The following is a 17,080-nucleotide window of genomic DNA, read 5'->3' as shown; positions in this document are numbered from 1 at the left end:
ACCGCCCGCGATGCGCCACGGCCGCACCGTCGCCGCCCGTGCTGCGTCGCCGCCTGTGCTGCGTCGCCGCCCGTGCTGCGCCACCGCCCGTGTGGCGCGCGGCGCACCAACTGTCCCAAGTGCCCGGCGTTCCCGCAGCTGTGCAGGCGAACGCTCATGGGACGTTCCCCGGCAGGAAAGATCCACGTTGACGTGACCACGCCCCGCGCGTGGAGAACACGGGTATGCGTGTCGTCATCGTCACCGAGTCCTTCCCGCCCGATGTCAACGGCGTGGCCCACTGCGCCCTGCAGACCGCCCGGCACCTCGCCGCACGTGGTCATGATCCGATCGTCGTCGCCCCGGCCACCGGGGCCGGCACCGGGGCCGACGCCTTCGCGCCGTGCCCGGTCATCCGGGTCCCGTCCCTTCCGCTCCCCGGGTATCCGCAGGTCAGGGTGGCGCTGCCGAGCCGTCGGGTGGCCGCGGCACTGATCTCCCACCGGGCCGACGTAGTCCACCTGGCCAGCCCCTTCGTGCTGGGTGTGCGCGGCATGGCCGCCGCCGGGCGCCTGGGGATCCCCGCCGTCGCCGTTTACCAGACCGATCTCGCCGGGTACGCGCGCACCTACATGGGCGCCGGCGAGGCCGCCGCCTGGCGGCGCATACGCAGCGTCCACGCCGCGGCCGACCGCACCCTCGCGCCCTCCACGGCCGCGCTGCGCGACCTCGAGGAGCACGGAATTCCCCGGGTGCGGCTGTGGGCCCGCGGCGTGGACACCGAGCGCTTCCAGCCGTCGCTGCGCGACGAGGCGCTGCGCAGGGAGCTGGCTCCCGGCGGCGAACTGATCGTCGGATACGTGGGGCGGCTCGCCCCCGAGAAGCAGGTGGAGCTGCTCGCCGCGGCCTCGCGGCTGGGCGGTGTGCGGGTCGTCGTCGTGGGCGACGGGCCCAGTGAGACCACACTGCACGAGGCCATGCCGAACGCCGTCTTCCTCGGTCGCCGCACCGGCGACGAACTGGCGCGGATCTTCGCTTCGCTGGACGTGTTCGCGCACACCGGACCGTTCGAAACCTTCTGCCAGACCGTGCAGGAGGCCATGGCGAGTGGTGTCCCCGTCATCGCCCCCGCGGCGGGCGGACCGCTCGACCTCGTCGACCACGGGCGGACCGGGATACTCGTGCCGCCGCGCGACGAGGCCGCCGTGCGCGACGCGGTGTGGTCCCTGGCCGCCGACCCCGAGCGGCGCGCGGCGTACGGGGCCGCGGGCCGCGCCACGGTAGAGGGCCGCACCTGGGCGGCCGTCGGCGATCAGCTCATCGACCACTACACCGAGGTGCTCCAGGCACGGACGGCGGTGGCGGCATGACGGCCTCGGCATCGCCCCTGCGCATGGTGCGCCTGGCGAACTTCGTCGCGCCCTCCTCGGGCGGGCTGCGGACGGCACTGCGGGAGCTGGGCACCGGCTACCGCGCGGCCGGCCACGAGCCCGTACTGATCGTGCCCGGCGACCGGACCGACGACCGCGACACCGACCAGGGACGTGTCATCACCGTGCCGGGGCCCGTGCTGCCCGGCACCGGCGGCTACCGGGTGATCACCGACCGCAGGCGGCTCACCCGGCTCCTCGAGCAGCTCGCTCCCGACCGGCTCGAGGTCTCCGACCGGACGACCCTGCGCTGGACGGGAGAGTGGGCGCGCCGCGCCCGCGTTCCCGCCATGATGGTCTCCCACGAGACGGCGCACGGCGTGCTGCGCACCTGGGGTCTGTCGGAGGGAGCGGCGCGGCGGGCCGCCGACGCCCTCAACCTCCGCACCGCGCGCGCGTACACGCGTGTCGTGTGCACCACGGAATGGGCTGAGCGCGAGTTCGTACGCATCGGCGCGCGCAACGTCGTACGCGCCCCGCTCGGCGTGGACCTGGAGCGCTGCCATCCCGGGCTGCTGGATCCGCAGCTGCGCGAGCGGCACGCGCGCGTGGGTGAGGCACTGATCGTGATGTGCTCGCGGCTGTCCGTGGAGAAGCGGCCGGGCACGGCGCTGGACGCCCTGGAGGTGCTGCTCGGCAGGGGGCGGCGGGCGGTGCTCGTCGTGGCGGGCGAAGGCCCGCTGCGCGCCCGGCTCGAACAGCGGGCGCGTGAGCGCCGGTTGCCGGTGACCTTCCTGGGCCACGTCGGGGACCGCACGGCTCTCGGGGCCCTGCAGGCCTCCGCGGACGTGTGCCTGGCGCCCGGGCCCGCCGAGACGTTCGGGCTCGCGGCACTGGAGGCGATGGCCTGCGGCACCCCGGTCGTGGCCAGCGCGACGTCCGCCCTCCCGGAGATCGTCGGCGCGGCCGGCGCCACGGCGGCGGACACGGGAGCGGCCTTCGCGGACGCCGTGCAGGGCCTCCTGGAGCGCCCGGAGACCGAGCGCCGCGAGGCGGCACGCGCGCGTGCCGAGTGCTTCGGATGGGACATCGCTGTCCGGGCGTTCCTCACGGCGCACGACGCACCGGTCCGGGTACCGAGGGCCGGTGAGCGCGTGGGAGGCATGGCATGAGACCGGTCCGCTTCGCCGCGCTCGGGGACTCGCTCACTGAAGGAGTGGGCGACCGGGTGAAGGACGGGTGGCGGGGCTGGGCCGCGCTGCTCGCCGACGGGCTCGACCCCGACGGAGCCCCGGTGGAATTCCGGAACTTCGCGGTCAGCGGCGCCCAGACTTTGGACGTCCTCGAGCGTCAGACCCCGGCCGCACTCGCTCTGCGGCCGGACATCGTGTCCGTCCTGGTCGGCGTCAACGACACCCTGCGCTGCACCTTCGACATCCACGCGATCGCCACGCGCCTCGACCAGGTCTACGCGGCCTTCGCGGCCCAGAAGGCGGTGGTGCTCACCGCCTGCCTGCCCGACCCCGGCGCGATGCTCGGCCTGCCCGGCGTGCTCGCCCACCCGCTCGCCCGCCGTCAGCGTGCGGTCAACGCGGTCGTGCACGCGCTGTCCGAGCGCTACGGAGCCGTCCATCTGCATGCCGCGGAAGGCGACTGGATCACCGACCGTGCGATGTGGAGCGCGGACCGGCTGCATCCCGGCGAGCGCGGTCACCGGGTGCTTGCCACGCGTTTCCACGCGGCGCTCGCTGCCAACGGAGTCGCCGTCGGTCGTCGGCCCTCGGTCGAGCCTGAATTCCCGCCGCCCACGCGGTCCGCCAGTCTGCTGTGGCTGGCCACCGCGGGGACAGGCTGGGTGGCGCGCCGGTGCACCGATCTGCTGCCGCAGCTCCTCAGGCTGGCCGCCGACGAGGTGCGGCACCGGGCGCGAGGCACGAGTGCCCGGCTGGATCTGCGGACCTCCCATGCGGTGGCGGCCGCGCTGGCGGCGCTGTCGACCGCGGAGGCGGCGGATGCCGCGTGAGCATCCCTGGCGTCAGCCGGGGGAGTCGGCCTTGGATGAGCGATTACCTTCGACGGGACGAGCGCGGCAGGCTCAGCGTCTGCGGACCGCCACGAACCGTACTGGTGTCCCCGGCGTCGCCTGGGCCGCGGCCGCCAGGTCCGGTTCCCTGACCACCGCGATCACCGGGTACCCGCCCGTGGTCGGGTGGTCGGCGAGGAACACCACCGGCCGTCCGTCCGGGGGCACCTGGACCGCGCCAAGCACCATGCCTTCGCTGGGCAGCTCACCGTCCACCGCCCGCTGAAGCGGCGGCCCGTCGGTGCGCAGTCCGATGCGGTTGCTCGCCGAGGACACCAGGTACGCGCGCGTGGTCAGCGTCCGCAGTGCCGCATCGGTGAACCAGTCGTGACGAGGGCCGAGGGTCACCCGCAGCACCAGTTCGCGCGGGGGCCCCGGCTGCGGAGCGACATCGGCACGCGCGCGTGCGGCAACCGGGTCGCCCAAGGGCAGTACGTTTCCATCGGCGAGCGGCGCCGGGCCGAGGCCCGACAGCAGATCCGTCGACCGGCTGCCGAGCACCGGCTCCACGGCCACCCCGCCGGCGAACGCCACATAGCTGCGTACGCCGGAGACCGCCGCCCCGACGTCCAGCACCGCCCCCGCGGGGACGCGGACCGGGGCACTCCATGGCACCGGACGGCCGTCGACGGTCACCGTGCAGGGTGCGCCGCCCACCGCCACATCGACGTCGCAACGCGGCCGTACCGCACAGCCGTTGAGGGTCGTCTCCAGGACCGCCGCGTCCGGTGCGTTGCCCACGAGCCGGTTGACGAGGGCCGCGGCCGGAAGGTCGAGTGCCCCGGAGCGGGGTACGCCCAGGTGTGCGTGGCCATGACGGCCCCGGTCCTGGACAGTGGTCAGCGCGCCGGCCCGGACGACGGCCACTGCACGGTCGGTCACCGCGTCCCCTCCGGTACGAACCGCACCCGTGCGCCGGGCGCGAGCAGCGCGGCAGGCACGCGCGCGTGGTCCCACAGTACGGCGTCCGTCGTGCCGATCAGCTGCCAGCCGCCGGGCGACGAGCGGTGATACACGCCGGTATACGGACCCGCGAGAGCGACGGCACCGGCAGGAACGGCCGTACGGGGCGTGGCCCTGCGCGGCACCTCGTAGCGCTCGGGCAGTCCCGTCAGATAGCCGAAGCCGGGTGCGAACCCGCAGAAGGCGACGCGGAATTCGGCCGCCGCGTGAATCCGTCCGACCTCCTGTTCCTCGACGCCCCACAGCTCCGCGACATCCGCGAGGTCAGGGCCGTCGTAGCGCACGGGCAACTCGATCACGTCCTCCGCGCGCGCGGAGAGGGGCGCGACGTCCCAGGCCGGGAGCTGTGCGGCCAGCCGGGCCGGATCGTCGAGCCCGTCGAGCAGCACCGTGCGGGCCGCGGGCACGATCTCCCGTACGGACAACGAGCCCGCCGCGCGGCGCCGCAGAAGCTCCGCGTGGAGCGCCTGTGCCTCGGCGCCGCTCTCCAGCTCGACGAGCAGAGCCTGCTCGCCGACCGGCAGCGCCCTCATGCGAACGCCTCCAGCCGGACGCCGGCCGACTCCAACTGCGCGCGCACGCGCCGGGCGAGGCCCACCGCACCGGGCGTGTCCCCGTGCAGGCAGAGCGATCGGGCACGCACCGCGATCTCCTCGCCCGTGTGGGACGTGACGATCCCGGACCGTGCCAGCCGCACCGAGCGCTCGACGACGGCCTCCGGATCCGTGACCACGGCACCGTCCTGACGGCGCGGCACCAGCGTGCCCTGGGCGGTGTAGGCGCGGTCCGCGAACGCCTCGGTGACGACCGGCAGTCCGGCCTTCTCCGCCGCCTCCAGCAGGCGCGATCCCGGCAGTCCGAGCACGGGGAGCGTGCCGTCGGCGAGCAGCACACCGTCGACCACCGCCCGCGCCTGGTCCTCGTCGTGCACGACCCGGTTGTAGAGCGCGCCGTGCGGCTTCACATACGACACGCGCGTGCCCGCCGCGCGCGCGAAGACCTCCAACGCCCCCATCTGGTATGCCACTTCGGCCGCCAGCTCGTCGGGCGGCACGTCCATCGCGCGCCGCCCGAAGCCCGCCAGGTCGCGGTAGGAGACCTGGGCGCCGATCCGTACGTCGCGTTCGGCCGCCATCGCGCACACGCGCCGCATGGTGGCCGCGTCCCCCGCATGGAAGCCGCAGGCGACGTTGGCGCTGGTGACGACGGACAGCAGCTGTTCGTCGTCGGTCAGCTGCCAGCGCCCGAAGCCCTCTCCGAGGTCGGCGTTCAGATCGATCGAGACGGAGGCCATGTGTCTCTTCTTCTCCTTATCCTGCTGTTTCTGCTGTTCAGCGCCGACCCTGAGCCCGGTGATCTCCGGGGTCAGGCCACCCGGTACTGCTCGTCCCGGGCGTCGGTGATGAACATCTGACCAGGTGCATGCGTGATGGCGAACGGCGGGCGCGAGGCCATCACCGCCGCCTGGGGTGTCACCCCGCACGCCCAGAACACCGGGATGTCGCCCGGCTCGGCGTCCACCGGATCGCCGAAGTCCGGCCGTGCCAGGTCCTGGATGCCCAGCACGTCCGCCTCGCCGCAGTGCACCGGACTGCCGTGCACCGCGGGCATCAGCGAACTCTCCCGGATCGCCGCCGCCAGGTGCTCCGGCGGGACGGGGCGCATCGACACCACCATGGGACCGTGCAACCGCCCGGCGGGGCGGCAGTGGCGGCCCGTGACGTACATGGGGACGTTGCGGCCCTGTTCGACATGGCGCATCGGCACGCCCGCCTCGGAGAGCGCCCACTCGAAGGTGAAGCTGCAGCCGATCAGGAACGACACCAGGTCGCCGCGCCAGTGCCCGACGACTTCGGTGGGTTCGTCGACGAGTTCGCCGTGCTCCCACACGCGGTAGCGCGGCAGATCGGTGCGCAAGTCGGCGCCCGGGGCGAGCGGTGTGCTCCAGGAGCCGGCGTCGGTGACGTCCAGCACTGGACAGGGCTTGGGGTTGCGCTGACAGAACAGCAGCATGTCGTACGCCCAGTCTGCGGGAACCGAGATCAGATTGGCCTGGGTGTGCCCGGCGGACCAGCCGGCGGTCGGCCCTGCGGCGCCCGAACGGAAGTGCGCCCGGGCCTTTTCGGGGCTCCACGCGCGCGTGCGCGCAGTCACATGCTTCACGGGGCGGTCCGGCGTACGGCCTTCGGCGTGGACCTCGGTACGACTTGCGGGGCGGTCCTTCGTACGGTTCACAGCAGCTCCCGTCCACGGGTCTCGGGCAGACCGAACAGTGCCAGGACGGCGAGGCCGTACCCCACCGCTCCGAAGATCAGCGCGCCGCCCACGCCCCAGCTGTCGGCCAGGAACCCGACGAGCGTCGGGAAGACGGCTCCCACAGCGCGGCCGGTGTTGTACGTGAAGCCCTGTCCCGTGCCGCGCACCGCCGCCGGATAGAGCTCGCTGAGGAACGAGCCGAAGCCGCTGAAGATGGCCGACATGCAGAACCCGAGCGGGAAACCGAGGACGAGCACCAGGGTGTTCGCGCCGCTGGGGATGTTGGTGTAGGCGAGGATCGCGGCCGCCGACAGGAAGGCGAAGAGCGCGATGTTCCGTTTGCGGCCCAGTTTGTCGGTGAGATATCCACCGGTGAGGTAGCCGAGGAAGGCGCCGGAGATGAGGAAGGTCAGATAGCCGCCGGTGCCGACGACGGAGAGGTTGCGCTCCGTCTTGAGGTAGGTGGGCACCCAGGTGGCCAGCGTGTAGTAGCCGCCCTGGACGCCGGTGGAGAGCAGCACGGCGAAGACCGTGGTGCGCAGCAGGCCCGGCCGGTCCGCCGTGCCGGGCTTGAAGATCGCGGCGAACGAGCCCTTCTCGGCGCTCTTCTGCCGGCGCTCGGCGGCCTCGGGGGCGTCGTGCACACTGCGCCGTACGTATACGACGAGCAGTGCGGGCAGCGCCCCGGTCCAGAACATCACGCGCCACGCCACGTCGTCGTCGAGGAACTGGAACACCAGCGTGTAGACGACGACGGCGAGTCCCCAGCCGACGGCCCACGAGCTCTGGATGGCTCCGAGGGTGCGGCCGCGGTGCTTGGCGCTCGCGTACTCGGCGACCAGGATCGCACCGACCGCCCACTCGCCGCCGAAGCCGAGGCCCTGAAGGGCGCGGAAGACCAGAAGCGTCTCGTAGTTGGGCGCGAAGCCGCAGGCCACGGTGAACACGGCGTAGGTGATCACCGTGATCATCAGGGCCTTGACCCGGCCGATCCGGTCCGCGAGCACACCGGCGAGGGCGCCGCCGACCGCCGAGACGACCAGCGTGACGGTCGTGAACAGCCCCGTCTGACCGCTGTTGAGTCCGAAGTACGCCGCGAGCGCCACCATGCTCAGCGGCAGCGTGAAGTAGTCGTAGGAGTCGAGCGCGTAGCCGCCGAAGGCGCCCGCGAAGGCGCGTCGGCCACGCGGCCCGAGGGCGCGCAGCCAGGCGAACGCGCCGCTGTCCTCGGAGTGTTCAGCCGCGCCGGGTTGCGCGTCGGTCGGCAGGGCCTGTGTCGGAGGGGTCGTACTCATGAGCACCTCGCATAAGGGGACAAATGGTGCATGCGAACTGGGCGGCGCCGTGCGGGAGCTGAGTCGAGCCGGGTGTCGTGCCGTGCGAGAGGTGAGTCGAGCCGGGGTGTTGTGCCGTGCCGGGGAGTGCGGAAAAGCGGTGGGCGTCGGTGCGGTTCTCTCGGCGCCCTGTCCGTAAGGTAGAGGATCGTTGAACGATCCCTCAATACCCGTGTTGTTTCGTTCTTGTATCTGGGGTTGAATTCCGGCATGGGTGCTGTGTCTTCCCGGGGCGGGACCCCCGGACCTTCGGCCGGAGAGCCGGCAGGGCTGGCCGACGATCGTGCGCTGCTGGGTCGTACGAGCACGGCGGAGCGAGTGGCGGACATCCTCAGGAGCCGTATCGCCGAAGGCTATTTCCGTCCCGGCACACGGCTGTCCGAGGACAGCATCGGCGGGGCGCTCGGCGTTTCGCGCAACACGCTGCGCGAGGCCTTCCGGCTGCTCACCCATGAGCGGCTGCTCGTCCACCAGCTCAACCGCGGCGTCTTCGTACGAGTCCTCACCGTCGAGGACGTCGAGGACATCTACCGCACGCGGCGCCTTGTGGAGTGCGCGGTCGTGCGCGGCCTGGGCAAGCCCCCATACGAGCTGGAGGCGGTCGCCGCAGCCGTCGCCGAGGGGCGGCGGTCGGCGCGGGAGCGCGACTGGAAGGGCGTGGGGACGGCCAACATCCACTTCCACCGGGAACTCGTCGCCCTGGCAGGCAGCGAACGCACCGACGAGGTGATGCGCAGCGTCTTCGCCGAACTGCGCCTCGCCTTCCATGTGGTGGACGACCCTCGTCGGCTGCACGAGCCGTACCTGGCACGCAACCGCCAGATCCTGGAGACACTCCAGGCGGGCAACCGTGACAAGGCGGAGGCCCTGCTCGCCGAGTACCTCGACGACTCGCGCCGGGGGCTGGTCGAGGTGTACGGGCAGCGGGTGGGTGCGGGGGAGGACGAGGGCGCGCGAACGGACGAGTGACCGGCGCGTGCCGGCCCCCGTCGGCTGCGGCCGGCCGAGAGGTGCCACGAGGCACGGCGGTGTGAGCGGCCGGTGCGGCGGCCGCATGTGGTGGCGTGCCGTGGGCCGCGGCGCGCCGGCCATGACGAGCCGGTGCCGTCGGCGTTCGCAGTGGCATGCCATGGGGCGCGGGCGCGGCTGCCGTGGCGGGCCGGCGCCGTGACCGTACCCGGTGGCGTGCCGACGGGACGTTCGGGACGGCGGCGACCTGGGTCGTATCTGCGCCGTTTGGGCCGTTGTCAGACCGAGGACCTAGTCTGTGCACCGTGACTTTGCCAGCATCGACGTACACCGTTCCGCCGCAGCTCAGCGCGGCGTCGCGGCCCGCCCCGGGCCCGGCCGCCGACGAGGGCCTGGCGCGGCGGCTGCGCGCGCTCGCCTGCACCGCGCCGCTGCACGACCTCGACGCGCGCAAGGCCAACCTGGCCGGTGAGTACTCGGTGTACGGGATGGCGGAGGTCGCCCTCGCCGCCATCGACCTCGTCACACTGAACATGGACTTCGACACGGGCGCCGACCACGAGCAGATAGTGGCCAGGCTGATCCCGCGCATCGCCGCCCAGGCCCCGCAGCGCCCCACCGCCGAGCACGAGCGCGTCGCCCGCTGGGTCCTGGAGAACCTGATCAACGTCGGCAGTGTCGACCGCGGCTTCCGCGCCGTGTACGGCACGTTCGCGCCCGACGGCAGCTATGTGCGCCGGGACTACGACTTCAAGCTGATCGAGGAGGTCCCGGGGCACGGGGGCGCCGTGTATCTCCGTACGACGGACGAGGCCGTCAACGTCCTCGTCGGCGCCCTCGACACCGATGTCACCAGCGCCCAGATCGCCGCCGAGGTCAAGCTGGAGGTGCTGATCAACCGCGGCCGGCTCGCCGACGCCCAGCTCGCCGCCGAACAGGCCCGCTACCGCACCGTGCAGTACTCGGAAACGCTCCGCAGGGCCCTCGAGGCCACCCGGCGCAACGTACGCGCGGTGGACTGGCTGAGCGCCGTCCCCGACATGATCGCCGAGGCCCTCGACCACGTCGCCGACCGCTACCGCCACGAGAACGCGATCCTCACGAACATCCGCAGGGCACGCGACGAGTCCGAGGACCCGGAGCACAAGCGCCGTGCCGCGGAGCTCGTCGACATCGTCAAGGACTGCATCCGCCGCCACACCCAGCTCCAGTCCCGGCTCCTGGAGGCGGGGCCGCTGTTCCGCGCCGAACAGGACCGGCAGGCCTTCGCCGCACCCTCCGCGCGCGCGGGGCTGGATCTCTACGGTCAGCTCGTCGCACCGGTCCTGCCGCTCCCTCTCGAGCAGGCGCACCGCGTGACGGACGCCTACTTCGCCCGCGGAACCGGCCTGCGTACGCCCGTGTCCGTACGGGTCGCCGACCTCGTCGGCATACTGCTCACGCCGCCGATGGAGCGAGAGCACCTCGGTGCGGAGATGCCCGAGCCCGATCTGATCGCGACGCCGGACGACAGCCGGTTCAGCGAGGAACAGCTCGCGAGCGCCATGGAGCTGCTCGACCTGCCATCCGACGCACCGCGCCGGCTCTCCGGCCTGCTCGCCGAGGCCCGCCGACGCGAACCCGAACTGCCCTATCTTGTCGCCCTGCTGGCCGTGCACGCGGCCAGCCCCCCGGTCGGCACCGCCTACCGCCAGGGCGAGGAAAAGCTGCTGTTCGCCGTGGACGACGGCACCGAACTCGACGACCCCGAGTTCGGCGGCGCCGACCTCATAGTGGGCACGGCCCTGCTCGACGCCGCGGGCATGGCGGCCGACCGGACGGAGGCGGCGTGACCGCGACCGACAAGCACATGCATCACCCCAGCAAGGAGCACCAGCCGTGACCGACGACCACGCAGACGGGACCGCGTGGGGCGAGCCGGATTCCGGGGCGGCCCCGGCGGGGGCGAAGGCCGCTGTGACGCCTGCCGACGCCGCCGACGCGGCGCGCCTCGTCGCCTTCGGGCTGCAGCCCAAGCTGCAGCCCGCGCGCGACCAGGAGTACACGGAGCTGCTGCGCCGTTACCGCGATGACCCCCCGTTCGCGCGGCTCGCCGACGCCGTCGCCGCCGGTCTTGGGCTGATCGTCCTCGAGGTGTCCCCGCGCGCGGGGATGGCCGTGACAGCAGCCGAGGACTCCGTCTTCGCCGTCCGCATGGGCGACTACGCGCGCCGCGCCTCGGCCGACGCCGGTGACCGCTTCCTGCACGGCCTCGCCCACCTGGCCGTCGCCGCCATGGCGTTCCCGCGCCCGGAGGACCTCGCCGACGACGGCTACATCGGCCGTGTGACGGTCAACGGCGTCGACGCGTTCGTACGCCAGGCCTGCCGCCGCCTGGAGGAACGGGCCGCCGAGCAGGGCGAGAACACCGACCCGGCCAGCGACGCGCCCGGGCTCGAGGCCGCCTGGCGGATCTGGGCGCGGCGCAGTGCGACCGGGGCCACCAAGGACGCCCGCCGGCTCGCCGGCTCGACCACCGGCATCGTGGCCAAGGCCGTCGCGTTCCTCACCGATTCGGGGTTCCTGCAGCGCACGGGGGACGACTCAGGAGGGACGTACCGCACGACCGCCCGCTACCAGCTGCAGGTGAGAGACATGGCCGGCGGCGCCGCCATGGCCGAGCTGCTGGAGCTGGGCATCGTGCCGGTGACCGACGGGACGGCGAGCCTGCTGCCGCCCGAGGACACCGACGACCTGGAGCTGGTGGCCGACGCGGGGCTGCCGTTCCACTCCTGACCGCCTGAACGTCTTCCTGACCGCCTGAACCTCTTTCACGACCTCCCTTTCACGACCTCTTTCACGACTACGAGAGTCCGCCGCAATGTACGAGTTGTCCCGGGTCCGCCTCTACTCCATCGGGCCTGCCGGTGCGCGCTACGCCGACACCGTGCTGGACCTGCGGGGTGTCGGTGAGCCGGTGCCGCACCCCGCGCCCACCCAGGCGGAGTTCTTCGAGGAGGAGCCCGTCGGACCGCCGCGACGGCCCGCGCCGGCGGGGGTGCTCTTCCTGGAGAACGGCGGCGGCAAGTCCGTACTGCTGAAGCTGATCTTCTCGGTGATGCTGCCGGGCCACCGGAACACCCTCGGCGGCGCCAGCTCCGGCGTCCTGCGAAAGTTCCTGCTCGCGGACGACTGCGGACATGTCGCGCTGGAGTGGCAGCACACGCTGACCGGTGAGTGCGTCGTCGTCGGCAAGGTCAGCGAGTGGCGCGGGCGGCAGGTCTCCAACGACCCGCGGAAGTTCGCCGAGGCCTGGTACTCGTTCCGGCCCGGCCCCGGACTGAGCCTGGACAACCTGCCGGTCGCCGAGTCCACCGCGGTGCGTCCGCCCGTCGAGGGAGCATCCGGCGCGCAGGGGCGGCGCCGCACCATGAAGGGCTTCCGGGACGCGCTGACGGAGGCGGGCAAGGCGTACCCGCATCTGGAGGTGCACTGGGAGGAGATCCACGAGCGCTGGACCGAGCACCTCGGCGAGCTGGGCCTCGACCCCGAACTCTTCCGCTACCAGCGGGAGATGAACGCCGACGAGGGCGAGGCGGCAGGCCTGTTCGCGGTGAAGAAGGACTCCGACTTCACCGATCTGCTGCTGCGCGCCGTCACCGACACCCGTGACACCGACGGGCTCGCCGACCTGGTCAGCGGCTTCGGCAACAAACTGGGACGGCGCGGCGAACTCATCGCCGAGCGGGACTTCACCGCGGGCTCCGTCGACCTCCTCGGCAGGATCGTCGAAGCCGCCGACGCGCGGGCACGCGCGCGTGACATCCACGCGGGCGCGGAGCGGCGCACCCGCACTCTCGCCCGCCGCCTCTCGGCGCGCGCAGCCCAGGAGCGCGGCCGCTCCGCCGACCTCGCCCAGCAGGTCACCGCCGCAGCGCACACCGTCACCGAGGCCGAGCGGGCGCGCGGCCGGAGCGCGCTGAGCGCCGCCGAACTGGCCTACCGGCACGCCTCCTTGGCGCTCGCCGGCGCCGAGAAGGCCGCCGCCGCACAGAAGCGCGAGCTGGCCGACGCACGTACCCTGCACTCCGCCTGGCAAGCCGCGGAAGCCGTGCTTCGCCACCGGGCGGCCGCCGACCGCTCCGCGCGCGTGGCCGCCGCCATCCGCGAGGCCGAACGGGACGCCGCCCCTGCCCTGGCCGCGCGCGCCAAGGCAGCGGCCGATCTCGTACGAGCCCTGCACGGCGCCGCCGAGGACGCAGAGCGGCTTGCGAACGAGGGGGAGGAGCGGTCCGCGGCCCTTCAGGAGGCCGGGGAGGCCGCGCATCGTGACGCGACGGCCGCCGCGACCGAGGCGCAGCGCGCCCGCAGCGAGGCCGGCCATCTGCGCCAGCGACTGGCGGAGGTCGAGCAGGAGACCGCCGAGGCCGTACGGGCCGGGTGGCTGGACGACACCGCGCCGGACGCGGACCCGGCGCGTGCGGCGCTCGCCGCCAGCGACGCCGAGAAGACCGCCGTGGCCGCCTGGGACACCGCGCGCGAGGCGTCCCGCCGCGCCGCCGACCAGGCCCGGGAGGCCGCGTCCGCGGAGTCGCGCGCCGAACTCACGGCGGCCCGCGCCGCGGACGCTGCGACGGCGGCCGAGCGCGCGTACGAGGCGGAGCGGCGCACCGCCGAGTCCCTCGCGGGCGAGGAACGGCTGGCGGAACTGCTGAGCCTGCCCGGCGGATCCGCCGCCTCGGCCGGAGCGGGGGTGCCGCGGCAGCGTGGGGGTGCGGGCATGGCCGGGGTGCCGGGCGGCTCCGGGCAGCCGGAGGGGGGGAACGCGGTCGCGGACGCGGTGGCGGGGGAGTCCGGCTCCGACGTGGTGGGGCGCGGGGACGCGTCAGGCAGGCAGGGAACGGGTGCCTCGGACTCCGGCGCCTCGGGCGAGCCGGGCGCGGGAGCATTTGCCACTGGGGGTCCCCGCACTGGGGGTCCGGTCACTGGGGGTCCCGGCACTGGAGGTCCCGGCTCCGGAGGTCCCGGCACCGGAGCTGCCGGTGGTGGGGCGGCCGCTGTCCAGCCAGGTGGCGCCGGCGATGTGCCGGGCGTTGACGCCGCCGGGCCTGGCGGTTCCGGACGTGTGGCGGATGCGGCAGCCGTCGGACAGCGGTCGGGCGCGCCTGGTGACGGCGTGGAAATGGCCGAGACGGCCGAACACCCCCTGACCGCCGAAGAGCTGGATCGCTACGCAGACGAGCTGCGAGGGCTGCTCGACGACGCGGTCGCCTCCGCCGAGCGGCAGCTCTTCGAGCTGAGGACCGCCGCCGCCGACGACGCGCGGATCCTCGGGGCGCTCGGTGACGGCGGGCTGCTGCCGCCGGGCCCGGACGTACTCGCCACGGTCGAGTACCTCGGCGAGCACGGCATCCCGGCGCTGCCGGGCTGGCGCTACCTCGCCCAGGCCGTCGACCCCGCCGACCACGCGCGTGTGCTGGCCGCCCGGCCCGAACTCGTCGACGGCGTCGTCATCACCGACCCCGACACCCACACCCGGGCCCGCGAGACCCTGAGCAACGCCGCGCTGCTTCCCCGCTCCACCGTCGCCGTGGGCACCGCCGCCGCCCTGCTCGCCCCCACACCGGCCCCCGGCGCGGGCGACAGCGACGTGTTCCTCGTACCGCCGAACCCGGCCATGCACGACGAGCAGGCCGCCGACGAGGAGCGCGAGGCCCTGCGCACCCGTGCCACCCGGCGGGACGAGGACATCCGGGAGCTGGCCGCCCGCCTCGCCAAGGACCGCGAGCTCGCCGCGCGGCTCGCCTCCTGGCGGGCCGGCTGTCCCACGGGCCGGCTCGCCGAACTCGCCGCCGCCGCACGCGACGCCCACGCGTTCGCCGAGGAGGCCGAAGCCGAGCTCGCCGAGGCGCGCACCGCCCGGGCCGAGGCCGACGAGGCCGCGGCCGAGGCAGCACGCGTACGCGACGAGCGGCAGGACGCCGCGCAGCGCGCCCGCCGCGCCGCCGATGCGCTCGCCGGGCTGGCGTTCCGGCTGCGCGAGCGCCCGGGATGGCAGGTCAAACTGCGTGAACTCGCCGACGAGGCCGTCGAGTCGGAGGCGCGCGCCCAGGTCTGTCTCGAGCGTGCCCGCGCCGCCGACGAGGACCGCCGCGCGGCCCAGCGCGGCGCCGACGACGCCCGCCGTACCGCCCGCGCTCTCCGCGCAGAGCGCGCCGACATCGCCGGCGCCCCCGACGACGTACCGGAAGACGACACCTCGGGTGGCGACACCGCGGGCGACAAGTCCGCGGGCGGCCAGAGCCGGGACGGCAAGGCGCCCAAGGCGTCGCTGCCCGCGTTGCGCGAGGCATACCGCGCTGCCTCCCAGGTGTACGAGAAGGTCGGCGTCGGCGCCGATCTGCGCGCCGAGCAGGCCCGCGCCGAGAGCGACGAGAGCGCGGCCCTCGCCGAACTCGACCGGCTCAGCAACAAGGTGCGCACGCGCGCCGCCCAGCTCCTTGAGTCGCCGGACGGCGCCGACGGCCCGTCCCGGCAGGCTGCCGCCGCCCGTGCCGAGGAGCTCGTCCAGCTTCTCGAGACCCGCGCCTCATCGGCCAGCGAGCAGCTCGGCAGGCTCCGGGCCGAGGCCGAGCGGCACGCGCCCGAGGACGGCGAGGCACACACCGTGCTGCCCGACGACCTGGTGCCCGCCGACGCCGAGCAGGCTCAGGCGCTGCTGCGCACGGCCACCGCCGAACTCGCCGCTCACACCGAGGCGTTGAGCGAGGCCAGGGACACGCATGCCGAACTGCTCGCCGCCCATCGCGCCGCCGAGGACGCGGCCGGAGGATTCGACGAGACGGCCGCCCAGCTGCGCGACCTGCTCCGCGAGCACTACGGCGACGACTCGGAGGAGCCGAAGCCGTACCCCGGCAGCCTGCAGGAGGCCCGGAACGCCGCGGCGGAGGCACGCCGCTCCCTGCGCGGCTGCGCCGCTGATCTGTCCACCGCCGAAGCGGCCGTACGCGAGGCCGGCGACGTCCTCGTGCGCCACGCCAACTCCACGCGCTACGAACAGGTCCGCACCCCCGCCCGCCAGCAGATCCGCGAACTGCCCGCCTCCGCCCTGCCGGAGCACGCGCAGAAATGGGCCGACGCCTTCGCGCCCCGCCTCCGCGTCCTCACCGACGAGCTGGAGCAGCTGGAGCGCAACCGGGACTCGATCGTGGACCGGCTCCGGGGACTCGTGGAATCCGCCCTCGCGACCCTCCGCTCCGCCCAGCGCCTCTCCCGCCTTCCCGAGGGCCTCGGCGAATGGTCCGGCCAGGAGTTCCTGCGCATCCGCTTCGACGAGCCCGACCAGGCTACGCTCACCGAGCGGCTGGGCGAGGTAATCGACGAGGCCACCCGCGCCGCCGTGAAGAAGAACTCCGACATGCGCCGAGACGGCATGTCCCTGCTGCTCCGCGGCGTCGGGGCGGCACTCCAGCCGAAGGGCGTCGCCGTCGAGATCCTCAAGCCGGACGCCGTGCTGCGCGCCGAGCGCGTCCCCGTCGGACAGATGGGCGACGTGTTCTCCGGCGGCCAGCTGCTCACCGCCGCCATCGCCCTGTACTGCACGATGGCCGCGCTGCGCTCGAACGACCGGGGCCGCGACAAGCACCGGCACGCGGGCACGCTGTTCCTCGACAACCCGATCGGCCGCGCCAACGCGACGTATCTCCTGGAACTCCAGCGGGCCGTGTCGGACGCGCTCGGTGTGCAACTGCTCTACACCACGGGCCTGTTCGACACGACGGCGCTCGCCGAGTTCCCCCTGGTGATCCGGCTGCGCAACGACGCGGACCTGCGGGCCGGACTCAAGTACATCAGCGTGGAGGAACACCTGAGGCCGGGACTGCCCCAGCAGGCCCCGGCGGGGGAGACGGTGCACGGCGAGATCACAGCGACGCGGATGTTCAAGCGGCCCGCACCTGCCCAGGGGTGACCTGCTCCCGCGCCCGCGGCACCCGCCCAGGGTGACCGGCTCCGCGCCCGCGGCACTCACGCGGTGGTGACCGGCTCAGCGTCGGCAGCACTCACGCGGTGGTGACCGGCCCGCGCACCTGCCGGCCGTCCTCAGAACATGCTGCGTGCCGCCGGACTACGTGCGCGACAGCGGAACT

12 protein-coding genes are annotated in these 17,080 nt (G+C 73.7%); 7 read left to right on the top strand and 5 right to left on the bottom strand.

Annotated features, from left to right (window positions below; all coding sequences use genetic code 11):
• Positions 1-224 precede the first annotated feature (224 nt).
• Genes H1D24_RS10230 through H1D24_RS10220 form a run of 3 tightly spaced genes read left to right on the top strand, consistent with a single transcriptional unit; the run spans position 225 to position 3,372 of the window.
• On the top strand, positions 225-1,349 hold the full coding sequence (locus tag H1D24_RS10230) for a glycosyltransferase family 4 protein (RefSeq protein WP_181657135.1): 1,125 nt from the start codon (positions 225-227) through the stop codon (positions 1,347-1,349).
• Positions 1,346-2,521, top strand: coding sequence for a glycosyltransferase (locus H1D24_RS10225; RefSeq protein ID WP_181657134.1), 1,176 nt, complete (start codon positions 1,346-1,348; stop codon positions 2,519-2,521). The genes H1D24_RS10230 and H1D24_RS10225 overlap by 4 nt, the downstream gene beginning before the upstream one ends.
• Positions 2,518-3,372 (top strand): SGNH/GDSL hydrolase family protein, encoded by an 855-nt coding sequence (locus H1D24_RS10220; RefSeq protein ID WP_181657133.1) that lies wholly within the window; start codon positions 2,518-2,520, stop codon positions 3,370-3,372. The genes H1D24_RS10225 and H1D24_RS10220 overlap by 4 nt, the downstream gene beginning before the upstream one ends.
• 72 nt (positions 3,373-3,444) lie before the next feature.
• Here H1D24_RS10220 and H1D24_RS10215 read toward each other — a convergent pair whose 3' ends face one another.
• From H1D24_RS10215 to H1D24_RS10195, 5 genes are all read right to left on the bottom strand, one after another.
• Positions 3,445-4,314 carry a 5-oxoprolinase subunit C family protein gene (locus H1D24_RS10215; protein WP_181657132.1) on the bottom strand — a complete coding sequence of 290 codons (870 nt, stop codon included), beginning with the start codon at positions 4,312-4,314 and terminating at the stop codon, positions 3,445-3,447.
• A complete protein-coding gene (locus H1D24_RS10210) occupies positions 4,311-4,928 on the bottom strand; it encodes a 5-oxoprolinase subunit B family protein (protein WP_181657131.1) in 618 nt (205 codons plus the stop codon). Before H1D24_RS10210 ends, H1D24_RS10215 begins: the two co-directional genes overlap by 4 nt.
• Entirely contained in the window at positions 4,925-5,689 is a 765-nt protein-coding gene (locus H1D24_RS10205) for a LamB/YcsF family protein (protein ID WP_181657130.1), read from the bottom strand. Before H1D24_RS10205 ends, H1D24_RS10210 begins: the two co-directional genes overlap by 4 nt.
• Before the next feature lie 71 nt (positions 5,690-5,760).
• A complete protein-coding gene (locus H1D24_RS10200; RefSeq protein WP_374064201.1) occupies positions 5,761-6,630 on the bottom strand; it encodes a putative hydro-lyase in 870 nt (289 codons plus the stop codon).
• Positions 6,627-7,946, bottom strand: a complete 1,320-nt coding sequence (locus H1D24_RS10195) for an MFS transporter (protein ID WP_181657129.1) — start codon at positions 7,944-7,946, stop codon at positions 6,627-6,629. The genes H1D24_RS10200 and H1D24_RS10195 overlap by 4 nt, the downstream gene beginning before the upstream one ends.
• Before the next feature lie 249 nt (positions 7,947-8,195).
• Between H1D24_RS10195 and H1D24_RS10190 the strand changes: the two genes are divergently transcribed.
• The 4 genes from H1D24_RS10190 to H1D24_RS10175 all read left to right on the top strand — a co-directional run bounded on the left by H1D24_RS10190 (position 8,196) and on the right by H1D24_RS10175 (position 16,902).
• A complete protein-coding gene (locus H1D24_RS10190; protein WP_181657128.1) occupies positions 8,196-8,954 on the top strand; it encodes a GntR family transcriptional regulator in 759 nt (252 codons plus the stop codon).
• Between the two features lie 305 nt (positions 8,955-9,259).
• On the top strand, positions 9,260-10,786 hold the full coding sequence (locus H1D24_RS10185; RefSeq protein ID WP_181657127.1) for a hypothetical protein: 1,527 nt from the start codon (positions 9,260-9,262) through the stop codon (positions 10,784-10,786).
• 46 nt (positions 10,787-10,832) lie between these two features.
• The gene (locus tag H1D24_RS10180) at positions 10,833-11,729 is read left to right on the top strand and encodes a hypothetical protein (protein ID WP_181657126.1); all 897 of its coding nucleotides are present in this window, start codon (positions 10,833-10,835) and stop codon (positions 11,727-11,729) included.
• Positions 11,730-11,814: 85 nt separating this feature from the next.
• On the top strand, positions 11,815-16,902 hold the full coding sequence (locus tag H1D24_RS10175; protein WP_181657125.1) for a coiled-coil domain-containing protein: 5,088 nt from the start codon (positions 11,815-11,817) through the stop codon (positions 16,900-16,902).
• Positions 16,903-17,080 lie beyond the last annotated feature (178 nt).

Origin of the sequence: Streptomyces himalayensis subsp. himalayensis, assembly GCF_013778455.1 — a bacterium.
In the GTDB taxonomy this organism is placed as follows: domain Bacteria; phylum Actinomycetota; class Actinomycetes; order Streptomycetales; family Streptomycetaceae; genus Streptomyces; species Streptomyces himalayensis.
This window is presented reverse-complemented; position numbering and strand designations above follow the sequence as displayed.